Genomic DNA, 18,378 nt, shown 5'->3' on the forward strand with positions numbered 1-18,378 from the left:
CGCAAGGATGTTCGCCCATAGCGGAGGGAATGGGTGCGCGCGGCATGGACTGTCAGTGCGTACGGGTAAGACATCCCTAGTGGGAGGGGCGACACGCAAGGCTCAGGCATCTCACGTTCGCCATCGGCGTACAGCTGGTGTGGGTATCTGCCTGGCCTGCGGGAACATCGTCTCGCACCATCGGGTTGGAGCAGATGTCGGCGTTCGGCGATTGGGAGGCCAAGGACGGGTGTCGGCAGATGGAATGAGCGGTCCCCGCTTGCGGGACTAAGCTGCGGAAGGACAGGGAGGGGAGCGTCCCCTTACTGCCTGACCGCTCTGAGGAGCGATTAACGATGTTCGAGAGGTTCACCGACCGCGCGCGGCGGGTTGTCGTCCTGGCTCAGGAAGAAGCCCGGATGCTCAACCACAACTACATCGGCACCGAGCACATCCTCCTGGGCCTGATCCACGAGGGTGAGGGTGTCGCCGCTAAGGCCCTGGAGAGCCTCGGGATTTCGCTCGAGGCGGTCCGCCAGCAGGTGGAGGAGATCATCGGGCAGGGGCAGCAGGCCCCGTCCGGGCACATCCCCTTCACCCCCCGTGCCAAGAAGGTCCTGGAGCTGTCGCTCCGCGAGGCCCTTCAGCTGGGCCACAACTACATCGGCACGGAGCACATCCTGCTCGGCCTGATCCGTGAGGGCGAGGGCGTCGCCGCCCAGGTCCTGGTCAAGCTGGGCGCTGATCTCAACCGGGTGCGGCAACAGGTCATCCAGCTGCTCTCCGGATACCAGGGCAAGGAGACCGCCGCCGCAGGTGGGCCTGCCGAGGGCACCCCCTCGACGTCCCTGGTCCTCGACCAGTTCGGCCGGAACCTCACCCAGGCCGCTCGTGAGTCCAAGCTCGACCCGGTCATCGGGCGCGAGAAGGAGATCGAGCGGGTCATGCAGGTGCTGTCCCGTCGTACGAAGAACAACCCCGTGCTCATCGGCGAGCCCGGCGTCGGCAAGACCGCCGTCGTCGAAGGCCTGGCGCAGGCCATCGTCAAGGGCGAGGTGCCCGAGACCCTCAAGGACAAGCACCTCTACACCCTGGACCTGGGCGCGCTGGTCGCCGGCTCCCGTTACCGCGGTGACTTCGAGGAGCGCCTGAAGAAGGTGCTCAAGGAGATCCGCACCCGCGGCGACATCATCCTGTTCATCGACGAGCTGCACACGCTGGTCGGTGCGGGTGCCGCCGAGGGCGCCATCGACGCCGCTTCGATCCTGAAGCCGATGCTGGCCCGCGGTGAGCTCCAGACCATCGGTGCCACCACGCTCGACGAGTACCGCAAGCACCTGGAGAAGGACGCCGCGCTCGAGCGCCGCTTCCAGCCCATCCAGGTCGCGGAGCCGTCGCTGCCGCACACCATCGAGATCCTCAAGGGCCTGCGCGACCGGTACGAGGCGCACCACCGCGTCTCGATCACCGACGAGGCCCTTGTCCAGGCCGCGACGCTGGCCGACCGGTACATCTCGGACCGCTTCCTGCCGGACAAGGCGATCGACCTGATCGACGAGGCCGGCTCCCGGATGCGTATCCGTCGGATGACCGCTCCGCCGGACCTCCGCGAGTTCGACGAGAAGATCGCGGGCGTGCGCCGCGACAAGGAGTCCGCGATCGACTCGCAGGACTTCGAGAAGGCCGCCTCTCTGCGCGACAAGGAGAAGCAGCTCCTGGCCGCCAAGGCCAAGCGGGAGAAGGAGTGGAAGGCCGGCGACATGGACGTTGTCGCCGAGGTCGACGGCGAGCTGATCGCCGAGGTCCTCGCGACCGCCACGGGCATCCCGGTCTTCAAGCTGACCGAGGAGGAGTCGAGCCGCCTGCTGCGCATGGAGGACGAGCTCCACAAGCGGGTCATCGGCCAGACGGACGCCGTCAAGGCGCTCTCGAAGGCGATCCGTCGTACGCGTGCCGGTCTGAAGGACCCGAAGCGTCCCGGTGGTTCCTTCATCTTCGCCGGCCCGTCCGGTGTCGGTAAGACCGAGCTGTCCAAGGCGCTCGCCGAGTTCCTCTTCGGTGACGAGGACGCGCTGATCTCCCTCGACATGTCGGAGTTCAGCGAGAAGCACACGGTCTCCCGCCTCTTCGGTTCGCCTCCCGGTTACGTGGGCTACGAAGAGGGCGGCCAGCTCACGGAGAAGGTCCGCCGCAAGCCGTTCTCGGTCGTCCTGTTCGACGAGGTCGAGAAGGCCCACCCGGACATCTTCAACTCGCTGCTGCAGATCCTGGAGGACGGTCGCCTGACCGACTCCCAGGGCCGGGTCGTGGACTTCAAGAACACGGTCATCATCATGACGACCAACCTCGGCACGCGGGACATCTCCAAGGGCTTCAACCTGGGCTTCGCGGCCTCGGGCGACAAGAAGTCCAACTACGAGCGCATGAAGAACAAGGTCTCGGACGAGCTGAAGCAGCACTTCCGGCCCGAGTTCCTCAACCGCGTCGACGATGTCGTCGTCTTCCCGCAGCTGACCCAGGAGGACATCCTGCGGATCGTCGACCTGATGATCGGCAAGGTCGACGAGCGCCTCAAGGACCGGGACATGGGCATCGAGCTCTCCCAGTCCGCGAAGGAGCTGCTGGCCAAGAAGGGTTACGACCCCGTGCTCGGCGCGCGTCCGCTGCGTCGCACGATCCAGCGTGAGGTCGAGGACAGCCTGTCGGAGAAGATCCTCTTCGGCGAGCTGCGTCCCGGTCACATCGTGGTCGTCGACACCGAGGGCGAGGGCGAGGCCAAGACCTTCACCTTCCGCGGCGAGGAGAAGTCGGCACTGCCGGACGTCCCGCCGATCGAGCAGGCGGCTGGTGGGGCTGGTCCCAACCTGAGCAAGGAGGCCTGACCCTCCGGGGTTGAGCCGCAGAGAACCGAGAAGGGGGCCGGTGCTTTCACAGCACCGGCCCCCTTCGCATGCCCGATAGCGGGCTGGGCTACGGGTGGCTTACGACAGCTGGCCGTCGTAGTCCGGCAGCTTGTACGTCTTCTCCGCGTGGCCGCCGGAGAGGTCGGTGGGGGTGTTGCCTATGTTCGCGATGATCGTGTAGCCCTTGGCCTCGATCTCGGCGCGCTTGGCGGTCTTGTACTCGGCTTTGTCCCTGAAGAGATCGCCGAAGTTGCGGACGTACAGGCCCGACACCTTGTAGCCACGGTGCTTGAGGTTGTAGTCGGTCACGGAGCCGATGATGTCCGGGCGCGCGGTCACGAAGAACAGGGCGACGCCGTGGTCCTGGGCGTACTTGGCGACTTCGAGGACGGGCGCGTTGGCCGGGGACGGGTAACTGAAGCCGAAGTCGGTCTCCAGCGTGGTGTTGTCGATATCGAAGACGATCGCCTGCTTCTCGCCCGGCTTCGTGTTCGCGATCCGCTGCTTGAGGTACGGGAACGCCTCGTTCATGACCGCCTGGCAGTCCTTCTGCCAGGTGTCGTAGTCGACGTCCGCGGCGGCGGCCGTGGTGGCTGCGGCCGGTGCCGCGGCGGGGGCCGCCGCCGGGCTCGCGGCGGCCACTGGGGTCACCAGGGCGGCGGTGACGGCCGTGGCGGCGGCGGTCACGCCGACGAGGCGTCGCTTCCAGCTTCTTCCTGTCATGGGGGGTTCCTCTCGCGTCTGAGTCGCGTCGCGTCGAAGCATTGAGGGGCGGTGCGGGTCCTACGACGTACATGGGCCGCGCTGCATCGTCACGGGCGTGTGAGGCCACAGGGAGGCGATGACATTACCGGCTGGTAACTGTAGGGTGCCGAAGAGGAGTTGGGCTAGAGGACGGTGTGCGTCTTCGTGACCGTGTGCATGCCCGGGAAGAGTTGGAGGGTGTGCTCCGGCACTTCGGTGTCCTCCGACGCGAGGCGGAATGAGACCGAATGCAACCCCGGAAACAGAGTTGGTACCGCTGAGAGATCTTCGTTTCCGGTGAAATTGGTGAGCCAAAGCCGCTTGATACCCGGCAGCGTGGGTCCTCCGGTCCAGGGCACAGCGGTCCAGTTGAGTCGCAATTCCTCCAGTTCGGGGAGCATCGCGACCTCTTCGTAATCCTCGAGGCTGAGTGGTTCGACGATGCCCGCCAGGCTCAGCACCTTCACCGAACGCATATGACGCAAGCCGCGCAGTCCGGTGAACCGGAGGGCGTCCTTGGTGAATCGCAGATACTCCAGCGGCAGGTCCGGGAGTGCGGCGTCGACGGATTCGCTCTGAAGCGGCACACCGGTATCGAACCGGCGCAGGGTGGCCGAGGCCGAAAGCGGTGCGAGCACATCTGGCTTTTCCAGACCTGGCATGAGGTCCAGAGATAGCCATCGCAGAGGCATTTCGGCCAAGGGTGCGAGGCTCTCCACGTCCGGACAGTCACTGATGTCCAGATGAAGGAGGCTGCGCAGCGCTGAAAGGCAGTCCAGGTTGCCCAGCTTGTGGTTCTTTTGCATGACGAGCATGAGCGTTTGGTCATGCGCGAGCCAGGTGCTCAGCTCGGCCTCCTCCAAGTCCCCGACGAGTTGGAGGTGGGGACGGCCGCCGAGAGCGTGCAGGGCGCGCAGATGGGCGGCCGAGTGGGTGGTGAAGTAGAGGTCGTCGGCGGGGAGGTGGTCGATGACCTCGGCGGCGTACTGCTCCGTGTCGAACCGATCCCAACTCCAGGTGAGTTGAGCACGTACGGGCAGCGAAGGGTGGTTGCGGAAGCGGGCCAGGACCGGGACCGCCGCGTCCGTGCCGACGAGCGAGGCCGTGACCACCACCGCCCTGGCCTCCGCCTCGGACAGGCCCTCTGGGCCGGGCAGCAGCTCCAGTACGAGCGGGCCCACCGAGGCCAGCTCCTTGGCCTCCTCCGTCGTACGCGGCGGAAGCAGCGGGGCCGCCTGTTCCTCCACGTCGGCCCGGACCGTCGGGTCGAGTTCCGTGGCGTGTTCGAGGCAGGCCAGGGCGATGAGCCGGATACGGGCACTGGCCCAGGGGCTGATGTGGTCGCCCGAGGCCGAGGCGAGCAAGTCACGCAGAAACCCGGCCCGTTCGCGAGGCCGTGCATGGGCGACCGCCATCCGGATCACGTCCGACCACTGGGAGTCGGACGCGTTCCGGACCAGCAGCCCGAAGTCGCCGTCCTCCACCGCCGCCTTCGCGCCGAGGTAGTCCTGGAAGGTGCGGTGGACGAACTCGACGGTGCCCAGGGCCGGTTCGCGCAGCAGGCCGCTTCGTATGAGGAGATGGCGGTAGATCGCGGGGGCGTCTCCCTGGCTCGCCACGGCCGGCAGGGATGGGAGGGCGTCGGCGATGATGCGTTCGGCGCGTTCGCGGTCCATTTCCAGGCGGTTGTTGCGGATCAGCCAGTAGGCGAGGCGTTGAAGGAGCTGGATCTGGGGGAGTTCGGTGAGCTGGATGCCGTCGCGCGGATCCCGGGGCAGCATGTCGCGCTCTTGGTCGCGGCGGGCGAGGAGCATGGAGAGGGCGGCGTCGTACAACTCCTGCCGCCCGTGCGGGAGATAGCCGCGCCGGTCGCGGTGCAGGGCGCAGATGAGGCCGCACATCAGGGGGTTGGTGGCGAGTCGACCCAGGTCCGGCTTGGTGCGTACGGCCTCGATGAGCGAGGTCTCGTACGCGGTGAGGCGTTCCGGGTCCGGGGCGTCGATACGGGCCGCCGTATGCCAGCGTTCGATGAATGCGGCCACGTCCGTGCTGCTCATCGGCGCGAGGGCCAGTTCGGCGAAGCCGTCCGCGGCGAGCCAGTCCTTGCGTACGGCCGAGGGGCGTGAGGTGACCAGCCACAGGTTGCCCGGGTAGGCGTCGAGGAGGTCGCGCAGCCAGTGGCGGGTGCGTTCGCGGTCGGGCTCCGGGATCTCGTCGAGGCCGTCGACGAGCAGCAGCCCGCGGCCCGCCGTGAGCACCCGGTCCGGCCAGCCGTCCGGGGCCGCGCCGTGGAGGGGGACGCGGGCGGCGGCCAGGAAGTCGGCGGGCGCGGGCAGTCCGTCGGCGCGGCGGACAAGCGTACGCAGCGGCAGTACGAAGGGGACGCGGTCCCCGCGCTCACCCCGCGCCGCCGTCACGGCGAGCCACTGCACCAGCGTCGTCTTGCCCGAGCCTGCCACGCCGCGCAGCAGGACCAGGTCGTGATCGGCGAAGGCCTCTTCGGCGGGGAGCGGGCTGCCGGTCGAGGCGATGTAGCCGCCGCCTTCCGGCTCCTGGTCGTCGGTGGGGCGCAGGGCCTGGAGAGTGAGGTAGGCGGCGTCCAGGGGCCAGCGGTCAGGGGAGTTGGCCAAGTCGATGCCGTAGATGGTGAGTTGACTGTGCCTGGTCGCTACGTACGAGAGGTAGCGGTGCTCGAAGGATGCGTCCGCACTGCCCGGGAGCGGGTTTCGGGCGATCAACTCGTCTATTTTCGCCAGGAGTTCGGACTGGCGGCGGGTCTGCTCGACGAGGGTGCGGGGTACGAAGGCCGACCGTTGCGTGAAGAAGTGCAGGATGTGCAGGCAGGCCGTGTCGAGGAGCCGTTCGTAGAACAGCGCCGAGTCGAAGGCGAGGTCGCGGTCGGGGTTCCCGGCGGCCTGGCGCAGGCGGAGGGCGAGGCCCGCGTGGCCCAGTTCCACGGCCTGTACGTCCGTCATGGTGAGGTCGCCGAGGGCGTGGAGGGTGCCGGCCAGGGCGTGGACCACGGCCTGTTCCTCGTCGGCGGGGAGGGGGCGTTCGCCGCTCTTCAGGGCACGTTTGACCAGCTCGGCGGCGACTTTGGTGACGTCCTTCTCGGTCAGGGACCGTTTCTCGCCGGTGAAGGAGACGTACGCCGAGATGCGTACGGGCTTGTCGACCAGGGCCGCTCCCGGGCCCTCCGTCACGAACAGCTTCCTGACGAGCGGGCTGATCACGCTCGACGCCAACCGGACGCCTACGGACGCTGGTTCCATGTCTCTCCCCCGAGGGCATGGCAGGTGGGTGATCAGCGTAACTGGTAAACCCAGTGGCCCTTCAGGCTCGCTCGCGGGAGGATCCGCGATGTCCAGACCTGCCAACAGAGGGAGCCGCGATGGGCGCCGACGAACCCGAAGTCCGTACGACAGCAGGGGCGTTGCGAGGAGAGGGGGAGGCGGGGCTAGCGGTGTTCCGTGGCATCCCCTTCGCTCAGCCGCCCGTCGGTGCGCTGCGGTTCGGGGCGCCCCAGGCCGTACGGGGCTGGGACGGCGTACGGAAGGCCGTGGCGTACGGGCCGCCGCCTCCGCAGGCGTCCGCCTTCGGGATGGACGCGCTGAACCAGGACACCGGTGACGACTGGCTGACGCTCAACGTGTGGACACCCGACCCGGGTTCGGACGCCGGGCTGCCGGTGATGGTGTGGCTGTACGGGGGTGCGTACAGCATCGGGATGTCCAGTCTGCCCGAGTACGACGGCGGGCGGCTGGCGCGCGAGGGTGTGGTCGTCGTGACGCTCAACTACCGCGTGGGGATAGAGGGGTTCGGGCTCATCGAGGGAGCGCCGGCCAACCGGGGGCTGCTCGATCAGGTCGCCGCGCTGGAGTGGGTGCGCGAGAACATCCGGGCGTTCGGCGGCGATCCGGACCAGGTCACCGTGTTCGGCGAGTCGGCGGGGGCCGGGTCGGTGGCCGCGCTGCTGGCGATGCCGCGCGCGGCCGGGCTGTTCCGGCGGGCTGTCGCACAGAGTGTGCCCGGTACGTTCTTCTCCGCCGAGCTCGCGGCCGACTTCGCCCGTGCTTTCGCCGACGAGTTGGGTCTACGGCCGACCGCCGCCGATTTCGGCACGGTGGCGCCAAGTCGGCTGCCCGCGGCGGGAGATGCGGTGGGAGCTGCCATGCGTGGGTCCCTGAAGAGGTGGGGGCCGGTGGCGCATACGTCGGTTCCGCTCGCGCCGGTCGTCGACGGAGACGTTCTGCCGGTCGATCCGTGGCAGGCGCTTGCCTCCGGGGCCGGGCGGGAGATCGATCTCGTCGTCGGGCACACACGAGACGAGTTCCGCCTCTTCATGGCGCTCGGCGGCATGCTCGGTGAGGTGACGGAGGAGCGGGCGGCCGTGGCGCTGGAGGTGTTCGCTCCCGGCAGGGAGGGCGCGTACCGCGCCGCGTTCCCGGACGCCGGTCCCGAGGAGCTGTACGAACTCGTCAATTCCGACTGGCTGTTCCGTATGCCGTCGCTATGGCTGGCCGAGGCGCAGATCGGCGGAGGCGGTCGTGCGCACTTCTACGAGCTGACGTGGGCGGCGCCGGGTATGGGCGGAGGGCTGGGCGCCTGCCATGGGCTCGATGTGCCGCTGGTGTTCGGCACCTTGGACGGGGGTCTGCCCGCGATGCTGCTCGGCGAGACACCACCTCCGGAGGCGGAGGAGCTGTCCGCGCGCTTCCGCTCCGCGTGGACGGGTTTCGCTTCGGGCGAGGGGCCCGGCTGGCCCGCGTACGACCTGGAACAGCGGCTCGTCCAGGTCTTCGACACGAGTCCGGCGGTGGCGGCGTATCCGGAGGAGGCGTCGCGGGGGATTTGGCGGGGGCATGTGTTCGGGGCGTTGCCGCTGGTGGGTTAGTCGCTTGGTGGTCAGTCGCTGGTGGGTGAATCGCTGGGGTAGTGCCAGCGTTGGGGGTTAGTCCGGGAGCAACTCGTGCTGTCGGCACCACTCTTCGATGTTGCGGCCGCTGCCTTCGACGGCCGCTCGCCAGTGTCCGTCGGCGGTGATCGCCTCCTGGAGCGAGAGGTGGATCGAGAAGACGCGGTCGAGTCCGGTGATCCGGAAGATGCGGACGATACGGTCGCTGTCGATCACGAGCCGGAGTGAGCCCTCGTGGGTCCGCAGCCGTTTGAGGCTGCCCACGAGGGCGCCCAGGCCGGTGGAGTCGAGGAAGTCCACGTTCCGCATGTCCGCGATGACGTGGACGACGTCCTTGTCGAGGAGATCGATGATGCCTTCGCGCAGGGTCGGAGCCGTATAGACGTCGATCTCGCCGGCGACCTGGAGGACGGCGCAATTGCCGCCTGCGGGGATGGAGTTCAGGTTTAAGTCGCGCACGTCGGTCTCCTGTGTCGGCGTTGGGTCGTCATGAGCTGGCACCGTGTTGTCATTCTGTGGAGTGACAACGAGTTGCGTGGGACTACGGTAGGTCGGTCGGCAAGGCTTGTCAACGGTGGACTTTCGCTGTCATCATGGAGGATGACGTAGCGGAGTGTGGAGGATGACGCGAGGAGAGGGAGCACGGGTGCGGGTCGAAGAGGCCATCGGAAAGCAGATCGCACGCTTCAGAGAGGCGCGACGCCTGTCGCTGACGGAACTGGGCGAGGCGATGGGCCAGTACCTCGACCGCCCCTGGAGCCGCCAGGCCGTCCACCAGGCCGAACGCGGCCGCCGCGCCTTCACCGCAGCCGAACTGACCGCCATCGCCCTGGCCCTGGACACTTCGGTCCCCGCACTGTTCCTCACGGAAGCGGAACAGATCGAACTGCCGGGCCGCACCATCTCGCCCGAGGAGTACCGCGGGATCCTCCTGTACGCGGGCAAGGACGCCCCCTTGGACGGGGTCGACGAGCTGCTCGTGGCCCTGCACGACATCGGCGAGGTCCTGTCGAGGCCGACGCTGGCGCGGCTGGCGAAGATCGGGGCGGTGGCGGAGCAGGTGGCGGGGCCGGGGGCGGCGTCCGGGGGACCGGGTGAAGCGAGGCCGTGATGTGGCCCCGTGGCAATTGTCCAACGAGCTGTTGGACAATCGGCTCCGGCGCCGGGTGTGGGCCATCCAGGCACGCTCATGACTGTACGGAGTCGATCGCGTCCTGGACGACGCGACTCAAGTCGTCTTCCGTCGGGACCAGTTCGCGCTCGGCCGGGGAGAGTGTCGAGTAGTTCGTCACGGCCAGCGGGTTGTTGCTGGAGTCGAGGGCGAGTTGGACGGCGGCCTTGTTGTGGCGGGTGCCGATGAGGAAGCCGATGGTCGCGTCGTCGCGCTGCTCGTCGCGGACCATCTTGTCGACCACGCTCACGTAGAAGTTGAGCTTGCCGACGTGCTCGGGGCGTACGTCCTTGGTCTTGAGCTCGAAGACGAAGTAGCGGTGGAGCTTGAGGTGGTAGAAGAGCAGGTCGATGCGGTATTCCTCGCCGCCGATGAGGACCGGGTACTGGCGGCCGACGAAGGCGAAGCCGACGCCGAGTTCGGTGAGGAAGCGGACCATGTTGGCGACGATGGCCTCTTCGAGCTCATGTTCGGTGTGGTTCTTGTCGAGGCCGAGGAAGTCGAGGCGGTACGGGTCTCGCGCCAGGTCCTTGAGGACGGCCGAGCCCTCCGGGGTGGTCACCTCGAAGTTGCTCACGGCGGAGCCCTGGGTGAAGTGCAGGTCTTGGTGAATGAAGCGGCTGAGGAGGTCTCGGGACCAGCCGTTGCGGACGGCTTCGGTGACGTAGAAGTCCAGTTCGGCCTGGGTGTCGAGCCTGTCCAGCATGAGCATGATGTGACCCCACGGCAATTGTGCAGCAGGCTGCTGCACAATTGGCTCCGGCCAGACGCGGGCCATCTTGTGCATGTACATCAGGCTCCGGCGGGAGAAGCCGCGCTGGTTCGGGAAGGCCGTCTTCAGGTCCGCGGCGAGCCGGCCCACGACCTTGGCGCCCCAGCCCTCCTGCTCCTGACGGGCCAGGATGAGCTTGCCGATCTGCCAGTACATCTGGACCAGTTCGGTGTTCACGGCCCGCTGTGCGCGGAGGCGTGCGCCCGCGACGGTCTCCTTGACCTCGCCGAGCAGGTCGCCGTACCAGGAGGGCAAGGCGCTCTGCTGGGCTGGGAGGCCGGGCTTGGCCTCGACGTTCTCGTGCATGAGGTGAGGCTCGCGCACGGTGATCGTTACGCGGGGGCGAACCGTTTCATGTCACTCGAACGTGTTGGGTTGGTGCGAGTGTTCGTATGAGGGCGGCCAGGCCGGTGGGGGGCGTAGAGGCAGTTGGCGCCGTCGGCTTCGCTGAATGATGACCGCGGGCAGTCGTAGGCATCGATGAGAACCCGCGCAGTGCGCCAAGGCGTGGTGCGCGGTACGACGCCGGCCCCGTCGTCACCCTGCACGCGGCCGGTGGTGGCGGCGCGGTGACCGACCAGGAACGGTGGTGCGCCGACCAGGTTCGCTGCCACGGCGACCTCGCCTGGCTGCGGCAGCTGCGGCTGGACCGCGGCGGGCGCCACGCCAGCCCGGCTGAACGCCGGCCGCCGTGCCCCGCATGCGTAGTGCGCGTCACATCGCAGGGCCTCTGGATCTTGCTCTCCGGTGACATGACGCACAGGCGATTTGTCCGGTACTAGGGCGAGTAGTGGTGGAGCAGTGCGGGGCAAAACGGACCTTTGGGTCGGTGGGTGTAGTGCGGTCTCGGAGGCGGTCGGGTCTGGCTTGGAGGGGTGGGGTCAGGGCGTAAGCGGAAGGCTGTGAAGTGGGGTTAAACCAGACTTCCAGCGAGAAACGCGGAGGATTCAATACAGGGCAGCGTTCGTGTCAAGAAGGGGGAAGTTTCAGCGTCAAATACGACTTCGGGTCGTAGATGAGGCCTTTGTGGGACATCGGCATCGCGGGTTACCAAGGGACCTCGCCCGGCGCATCGACAGCGCGTCGGGTGTGTTCATGCCCGTCACCCGGAGGTAGTCCCCATGTCGCTGCGCATCACCAAGTCCCACGTTCTCGGTACGTCCCCGCTCCGTGCCCGGGCGGCTGTCCTGGCCGCCGGGCTGGGGGTGTCGGTCGCGCTGGGGACCGGGGTCGCGGTCGCCGCCGGTGGTGCGGCGAGCGCTGAGGCGGTGCCGGCTGCTGCTGCTCAGAAGGCCGCCGTCAAGAAGGCGGCGAAGCCGTCCTGGGTCGACCCGGTCAAGAAGTACAAGCTTTCCGCCAGCTACGCCCAGGCCGGCAACATGTGGAACTCCACCCACTCCGGCCAGGACTTCGCCGTCCCCTCCGGCTCCAAGGTCTTCGCCACGCACGGCGGCACCGTCGTCAAGGCGGGCGGCAACGGCGCCGGTGACGGGCCCGCGTACGGCAACGCCGTCGTCGTCAAGCACGGCAACGGGACCTACTCCCAGTACGCCCACCTGTCGCGCGTCCAGGTGAAGGTCGGCCAGATCGTCGGGACCGGTCAGCAGATCGCGCTCTCCGGCAACACCGGCAACTCCAGCGGTCCGCACCTGCACTTCGAGATCCGTACGTCCCCCAACTACGGCTCCGCGATAGACCCCGTACGCTTCCTGCGCACCAAGGGCGTAACCCTCTGAGGACGTGAAGGGGCGTTCAGGTCCCTTCAGCTTCGTGGGTCCGGGTGATCAGCTCGGTGGCGACCTCCAGGACGGCCTTGCGCTTCTCCTCGGGGTCGCCTTCGAGGTCCCTGAGGGTGAACAGTCCGGCGTGGATGGAGAACAGGGCCGTGACGCAGCGGACCTGGTCGGTCATCGTGGCGTCCGGCTCCCTGAGCAGGTCCACCATGCGGAGCATGCGTTCCTTGAAGTCCTCGCCGGAGCGCAGTTCGCGTACGGCCGCCTGGTTCTCCTGCATGAAGCGGAAGAGCGGGGCCGCGTCGGTGAGGGCCTCGCTGTAGCGGTTGAGGATCTCGCGCTTCGTCTCGAGGGTGCGCGGCTGTTGCTTGCCCCACTCGATCAGCTCGTCCATCGGCTGCGTCAGATCCTGGAAGAGGCTGATCAGGATGTCTTCCTTGGACTTGAAGTGGTAGTAGAGCGCCGCCTTCGTGACGTTCAGCCGCTCCGCGATCTCGCGCAGGGACGTCTTCTCGTAGCCCTGCTCGGCGAAGAGTTCGAGGGCCACGTCCTGGATGCGCTGGCGGGTGTGCCCGCGTTGCTGCCTGCTGGCGCCCATCGTGGCTGCTCCTCGGGGTTCGTGGTGGGTAAAGAAAAACTTACTTGACGCCCGGCTAGTTCCGCACCTACGTTCCGAGTGTAGTCAACTTGCCGGGCGGCAAGTTAGTGGCGGGTGGGCATCAGGGAGTGGGGACCATGGCGGACACCGAGGCAGTGGTGGACAGCGAGGGCAAGCAACCCCGGAGCGTACGGGTCGTGCTGCTCGCGCTGATGATCGCGATGCTGCTCGCGATGCTCGACAACATGATCATCGGGACCGCCATGCCGACGATCGTCGGCGAACTCGGCGGACTCGAGCATCTGTCGTGGGTCGTTACCGCGTACACGCTCGCGACCGCCGCCTCCACCCCGATCTGGGGCAAGCTCGGCGACATGTACGGGCGCAAGGGCATCTTCATGACCTCGATCGTGCTCTTTCTGATCGGGTCGGCCCTGAGCGGTATGGCCCAGGACATGATGCAGTTGATCGGGTTCCGGGCCGTTCAGGGGCTCGGTGCCGGTGGTCTGATGGTCGGTGTCATGGCGATCATCGGCGATCTGATACCGCCCCGCGAGCGCGGCAAGTACCAGGGCATGATGGCCGGCGTGATGGCGCTCGCCATGATCGGCGGGCCGCTCGTCGGCGGCACCATCACCGACCACTGGGGCTGGCGCTGGTCCTTCTACATCAACCTGCCGCTCGGCGCCGTGGCGCTTCTCGCCATCAGTGCCGTACTGCATCTGCCGAAGAAGCGGGCGCAGGCGCGGATCGACTATCTGGGGGCCGGGCTGCTGGCCGTGGGCATCACCGCGATCGTGCTGGTCACCACGTGGGGTGGCAGCGAGTACGCCTGGGGCTCCGCCGTGATCATGGAGCTGATCGCGATCGGGGTCGCCGCGCTGGTGGGCTTCGTGTTCGTGCAGACCAAGGCCGTCGAGCCGGTGATGCCGCTGCACATCTTCCGCAGCCGTAACTTCTCGCTGATGTCGGTGATCGGCTTCATCGTCGGCTTCGTGATGTTCGGCGCGACGCTGTTCCTGCCGTTGTACCAGCAGTCCGTGCAGGGGGCGTCCGCGACGAACTCCGGGCTGCTGTTGCTGCCGATGCTCGGGGCGATGCTCGTCGTGTCGATGATCGCGGGGCGGGTGACCACGAACACCGGGCGGTACAAGGTGTTTCCGGTCGTGGGCAGTGGGCTGATGGTCATCGGGCTGTTTCTGCTCGCGCAGATGGACACGGATACGTCGCGGGTCACGTCCGGTCTGTATATGGCGGTCCTCGGCGCGGGCATGGGGTGTCTGATGCAGATCACCATGCTGGTGTCGCAGAACAGCGTCGAGATGAAGGACATGGGTGTCGCGTCCTCGTCCACGACGCTGTTCCGTACGCTCGGGGCGTCCTTCGGGGTCGCGATCATGGGGGCGCTGTTCAACAGCCGGGTCCAGGATGTGATGGCCGAGCGGGGCGGGGCGGCGGGGTCCGCTGCCACCTCGCAGTCGGCGCAGTTGGACGCGGCGGGTATGGCGAGGTTGCCGGAGGCGGCGCGGGACGCGTATCAGCATGCGGTGTCGTCCGGTACGCATTCGGCGTTCTTGTTGGGCGCGGGTGTGGCTGTTGTCGCTTTGGTGGCGGCGGTGTTTGTGAAGGAGGTACCGCTTAAGGGGGCGGCGGCGCCGGAGGCGGGGGAGGGTGTGGGGGATGACGGGGTGGGGGCGAAGGGGGCGTCGGTGGCGGGGGCCGTGTGAGTTCGCCCCCGCCGCCCTTACCCGTCCCATACCAAGGGGCTCCGCCCCTGGGACCCCGCTGGGGGCTGCGCCCCCAGACCCCCTTTCGGGGCTTCGCCCCGGACCCCGTTTCGGGGGCCAGCCCCCGGGCCCCCGGTCCTCAAACTCCCCCAGCTACCGCTGGGGGGACCCCCAAGGGGCTGATTTTGCGCGGCGCTCGCCAGAGCGCCGAACTTGCGCGGCCATCGCCCGACGGCTGATCTGGCGCGGCCGAGCCTTGTCAGCGCAGGCCCGCATCAATCAGCCCGTCTGGGGGCCCCTCTGGGGGCACCCCCAGAGGTAGCTGGGGGAGGTAGCTGGGGGAGTTTGAGGACGAGGCCGTTCAGGCCGATGCGGGGTCTGGGGCGGCAGCCCCAGCGGGGTCCAGGGGCGGAGCCCCTTGGTATGGGACGGGTAAGGGCGGCGGGGGGCGGAACACGCGCGGCGGAGCGTTGTCAGTGGCGCGTGCCACCATCGACCGCATGGACAAGATGCGGCAGCTGCGGCTGGCCAAGGATGCGATGGATCGGGACTGGGCGGAGCCCGGGCTCGATCTCGATGCCGTGGCCGCGCATGCCGGGTACTCGCGGTATCACTTCATACGCGCCTTCAAGGATGCGTATGGGGAGACGCCCGGGCAGTATCTGACGCACCGCCGCATCGAACGGGCCGAGGACCTGCTGCGCACCGCGGATCTGTCGGTGACGGAGATCTGCCACCTCGTCGGCTTCAGCAGCCTCGGTACGTTCTCGGCCCGTTTCAAGGCGCTGACCGGACTGACGCCCAGTGAGTACCGGGCGAAGCACGTGGGGCGCGGGACCGCCCTCATACCGGGGTGCTACGTCATGCACTGGGCCGGAGGCTTCAGACCGACCCCTGTCGACGCACAGCCCAGCGCGCAATCCAGTGCCCAGCCCCACGCACAGCGCAATTCTGGAGAAGCGGACTGACGGCGCCGCTGCCTACCGTGACATGACAAGCACGAACCGCTGCCTCAGCCCCGGCCCGGCAGTCCGCAACTCACCAGTCCCAGGAGCACGTCATGATCAAAGGTCTCGCCATCTCGACCGTCTGGGTCCTCGACCAGGACCGGGCGAAGAAGTTCTACACGGAGAAGCTCGGCCTCGAGGTCCGTACGGACATGACGATGGGCGAGGGCGGCATGCGCTGGCTCACCGTCGGTTCCCCGGATCAGCCCGGCGTCGAGCTCACGCTGATGGTGCCGAACGGGCCAGGGATGGACCCCGAGTCCGCCGAGATGATCAAGAAGCTTGTCGCCAAGGGCGCCCTCGGCGCGGGCGTGCTGACCACCGACGACATCCACGGCGACTACAAGAAGCTCAAGGACCGCGGCGTGGAGTTTCTCCAGGAACCCCAGGAGCGGCCGTACGGCACGGAGGCGCTGTTCCGCGACGACTCCGGGAACTGGTTCTCGTTCACCCAGCCCCGCGAGGGCGGTCTCGACCTGGACAAGGACTGGAGCTGCTGAAGCCCCGGGGGCGCCGCACCGGCGCCCTACTCCGGCAGCATCGGATAGCTCCCCGTATTCGTCGGCGCGTGCTCCGGCAGCCACAGCACCGCCACCGCCCCCTCCGCGGGCATGTGCTCCGGCGCACCTACGGGACGTACGTTGCGGAAGGTGAGCCGCGCGCCGAGTACGCGGGCCTGGCCTGCCGCGATGGTCAGGCCGAGGCCGTGGCCGTGGCCCGCCCGGTCCTTGCTCCCGGTGCGGAAGCGGCTCGGCCCGTCGGCGAGCAGTTCCTCGGGGAAGCCCGGCCCGTGGTCGCGTACGCGGATGACCCGGCCCTCCACCGTGACCTCGATGGGCGGCCTGCCGTGCTTGGCCGCGTTGACCAGCAGGTTGATGAGGACGCGCTCAAGACGGCGCGGGTCGGTGATGACCTGCGACTCGTGCACGACCCGTACCTTGATGTCCGCGTCCCGCGCCGCCACCCGCCGGGCCACGAACTCGCCGAGCGCGATCTCCTGCAACTCGGCCCGCTCGGACGCGCTGTCCAGCCGCGCCACCTCCAGAACGTCCTCGACGAGCGTACGCATCGCCTGCGCCCGGTCCCGTACGAGCTCCGTCGGCCGGCCCGGCGGCAGCAGCTCGGCCGCCGTGAGTAGCCCGGTCACCGGCGTACGCAGCTCGTGCGCGATGTCGGCGGTCACCCGGCGCTCGGCCTCGATGCGCTGGCTGAGCGCGTCCGCCATCGCGTCCACCGCCCGCGCGAGGTCATCGGTCTCGTCGCGTACGACTCCGCCGATGGCGTCCCGCACTCGTACATCCGTCTCGCCCCGCGCGACCTGCCGGGCCGCCGTGGCCGCCTTGCGCAGCCGCCGCGAGAGCTGGCCGCCGATGAGGACGCCGAGCGCGCAGCCGCCGAAGACGACCGCGATCGAACCGATCAGCAGCGCCTTGTCGAGGGCGTCAAGCACGGTGGCGCTGCGGTCGGCCATGTGCGTCGACATGATGCGGCCGTCCTTGAGCGGTACGGCGGCCCAGATGTCGGGCGCCCCGCCGGGGCTCTCCGCCACGTACGTCGCCCGCCGGCCTGCCGCGGCCTTGGCCAGCAGGTCCTTCGGCAGGTCCGGATCGTCGATCTTGATGCCGGGGAAGTTGGCCCGCCCGGACGTCTCGTAGTTCCGCTGCGCGATCTGCACGCGCGTGTCCGCCAAGTCGCGGGCGTTGGAGAGCACCGAGTACCGGGCGGCGTTGTGCACGACGACGCTCAGGGTGACGGCCATCAGCGCCCCGACCAGGGCGATCGCCGCGCTGAACTTCCACCTGAGGCCCGTACGCAGTATCGGCCGTCGCGTGAACCTCCGACGGCGCTCCGGACTGCGACCTTCCGGATTCCCGTTCGGATCCCCGCTTGGAATCCCGCCCGGACTGTTGCTCGGGCAGTCGCCCGCATTCCCGCTCGGATTCCCGTTCGGACGCTTGCTCGTCCCCCGCATGCCCCGCATGATCCGGTCAGGCCTTCAACTTGTAGCCGAAACCGCGGACCGTCTCGATCCGGTCCTGGCCGATCTTCGTACGCAGCCGCTGCACATGGACGTCGACGACGCGGGTGTCGCCGCCCCAGCCGTAGTCCCACACCCGCTCGAGCAGCTTGTCGCGCGACAGGACCGTACCCGGCGCGGACGAGAACTCCAGGAGCAGTCGCATCTCGGTGGGCGTCAGCGCCACCGGCTCACCGCCCCTGCGGACCTCCATGCCCTCCGTGTCGATCTCCAGATCGCCGTCACCGAAGGACAGCACACCGCCCTCGACGGACGAGGAACCCTCCGCCTCGGCCGCGGCCCGCTGCCCGCTCGCATGCCCGAAGCGCCGCAGCACCGCACGGAGACGGGCGACCAGAACGGCCCCGTCGAACGGCTTGGTGACGTAGTCGTCGGCGCCCGCCTCCAGGCCCAGTACGACATCGATGGAGTCGGCGCGGGCCGACAGCATGATCACCGGAACCGTGGACTCGTCACGGATCCGGCGGCACAGCGAGACGCCGTCCAGGCCCGGCACCATCACATCGAGCAGCGCGATGTCGGGCTGGTCCGCGCGGAACGCCTCCAGGCCGGCCAGCCCGTCGGGCACGGCGGTGACCACGAAGCCGTCACGCTCCAGCGCGAGCTGGGTGGCCTCGCGGATGACGTCGTCGTCCTCGACGAACAGGACGTGGGTCTGCTCTGCCATCCGGTGCTCTCAGTTCTCCGTCGGTCGAGTGTCGGTCGGGGTCGGTTCTCGGGTCAGGGGCGGGGTCAGTCGTCAGCCAGGGTCAGTTTTCGGTCAGAGGGCATGTTCCAGTCAAGGCCAGACG

Annotated in this window: 13 protein-coding genes and 1 pseudogene; 7 read left to right on the plus strand and 7 right to left on the minus strand. The window is 68.2% G+C overall.

The features are described from left to right. Positions 1-335 precede the first annotated feature (335 nt). The gene (locus ACQEVY_RS26820) at positions 336-2,861 is read left to right on the plus strand and encodes an ATP-dependent Clp protease ATP-binding subunit (RefSeq protein ID WP_432951985.1); all 2,526 of its coding nucleotides are present in this window, start codon (positions 336-338) and stop codon (positions 2,859-2,861) included. 99 nt (positions 2,862-2,960) lie between these two features. Here ACQEVY_RS26820 and ACQEVY_RS26825 read toward each other — a convergent pair whose 3' ends face one another. Together ACQEVY_RS26825 and ACQEVY_RS26830 are read right to left on the minus strand one after the other, a co-directional pair. Next, on the minus strand, positions 2,961-3,605 hold the full coding sequence (locus tag ACQEVY_RS26825) for an HAD family acid phosphatase (protein WP_432951986.1): 645 nt from the start codon (positions 3,603-3,605) through the stop codon (positions 2,961-2,963). Positions 3,606-3,769: 164 nt separating this feature from the next. Next, entirely contained in the window at positions 3,770-6,898 is a 3,129-nt protein-coding gene (locus ACQEVY_RS26830; RefSeq protein ID WP_432951987.1) for an NACHT domain-containing protein, read from the minus strand. Between the two features lie 119 nt (positions 6,899-7,017). Here ACQEVY_RS26830 and ACQEVY_RS26835 point away from each other — a divergent pair, with 119 nt between their 5' ends. After that, a complete protein-coding gene (locus ACQEVY_RS26835) occupies positions 7,018-8,520 on the plus strand; it encodes a carboxylesterase/lipase family protein (RefSeq protein WP_432951988.1) in 1,503 nt (500 codons plus the stop codon). A gap of 141 nt (positions 8,521-8,661) precedes the next feature. On the opposite strand, the pseudogene ACQEVY_RS26840 reads toward ACQEVY_RS26835, so the two are convergent. Beyond that, positions 8,662-9,000 (minus strand): annotated as a pseudogene (locus ACQEVY_RS26840) (STAS domain-containing protein); the annotation flags it as partial. Between the two features lie 163 nt (positions 9,001-9,163). On the opposite strand from ACQEVY_RS26840, the gene ACQEVY_RS26845 reads away from it, so the two are divergent. Continuing rightward, a complete protein-coding gene (locus ACQEVY_RS26845; RefSeq protein ID WP_432951989.1) occupies positions 9,164-9,652 on the plus strand; it encodes a helix-turn-helix domain-containing protein in 489 nt (162 codons plus the stop codon). A gap of 76 nt (positions 9,653-9,728) precedes the next feature. Here the strand turns inward: ACQEVY_RS26845 and ACQEVY_RS26850 are convergent, their stop codons facing one another. After that, a complete protein-coding gene (locus ACQEVY_RS26850; protein WP_432951990.1) occupies positions 9,729-10,790 on the minus strand; it encodes a PDDEXK nuclease domain-containing protein in 1,062 nt (353 codons plus the stop codon). An 815-nt stretch (positions 10,791-11,605) separates the two neighbouring features. On the opposite strand from ACQEVY_RS26850, the gene ACQEVY_RS26855 reads away from it, so the two are divergent. Continuing rightward, the gene (locus ACQEVY_RS26855) at positions 11,606-12,220 is read left to right on the plus strand and encodes a M23 family metallopeptidase (protein WP_432951991.1); all 615 of its coding nucleotides are present in this window, start codon (positions 11,606-11,608) and stop codon (positions 12,218-12,220) included. 16 nt (positions 12,221-12,236) lie between these two features. On the opposite strand, the gene ACQEVY_RS26860 is transcribed toward ACQEVY_RS26855, so the two are convergent. After that, the gene (locus ACQEVY_RS26860) at positions 12,237-12,815 is read right to left on the minus strand and encodes a TetR/AcrR family transcriptional regulator (protein WP_432951992.1); all 579 of its coding nucleotides are present in this window, start codon (positions 12,813-12,815) and stop codon (positions 12,237-12,239) included. Positions 12,816-12,952: 137 nt separating this feature from the next. On the opposite strand from ACQEVY_RS26860, the gene ACQEVY_RS26865 reads away from it, so the two are divergent. From ACQEVY_RS26865 to ACQEVY_RS26875, 3 genes are all read left to right on the plus strand, one after another. Further along, a complete protein-coding gene (locus ACQEVY_RS26865; protein ID WP_432951993.1) occupies positions 12,953-14,542 on the plus strand; it encodes an MDR family MFS transporter in 1,590 nt (529 codons plus the stop codon). A gap of 509 nt (positions 14,543-15,051) precedes the next feature. Beyond that, positions 15,052-15,510, plus strand: a complete 459-nt coding sequence (locus ACQEVY_RS26870; protein WP_432955410.1) for a helix-turn-helix transcriptional regulator — start codon at positions 15,052-15,054, stop codon at positions 15,508-15,510. A 92-nt stretch (positions 15,511-15,602) separates the two neighbouring features. Next, positions 15,603-16,049, plus strand: a complete 447-nt coding sequence (locus ACQEVY_RS26875) for a VOC family protein (RefSeq protein WP_432951994.1) — start codon at positions 15,603-15,605, stop codon at positions 16,047-16,049. A gap of 26 nt (positions 16,050-16,075) precedes the next feature. On the opposite strand, the gene cseC is transcribed toward ACQEVY_RS26875, so the two are convergent. Continuing rightward, positions 16,076-17,521 (minus strand): two-component system sensor histidine kinase CseC, encoded by a 1,446-nt coding sequence (cseC, locus tag ACQEVY_RS26880; protein WP_432951995.1) that lies wholly within the window; start codon positions 17,519-17,521, stop codon positions 16,076-16,078. 16 nt (positions 17,522-17,537) lie between these two features. Further along, positions 17,538-18,254 carry a two-component system response regulator CseB gene (gene cseB / locus ACQEVY_RS26885; RefSeq protein WP_432951996.1) on the minus strand — a complete coding sequence of 239 codons (717 nt, stop codon included), beginning with the start codon at positions 18,252-18,254 and terminating at the stop codon, positions 17,538-17,540. Between the last annotated feature and the right edge of the window lie 124 nt (positions 18,255-18,378).

It is taken from the genome of Streptomyces sp. CA-288835 (genome assembly GCF_050936385.1).
Taxonomy (GTDB): domain Bacteria; phylum Actinomycetota; class Actinomycetes; order Streptomycetales; family Streptomycetaceae; genus Streptomyces.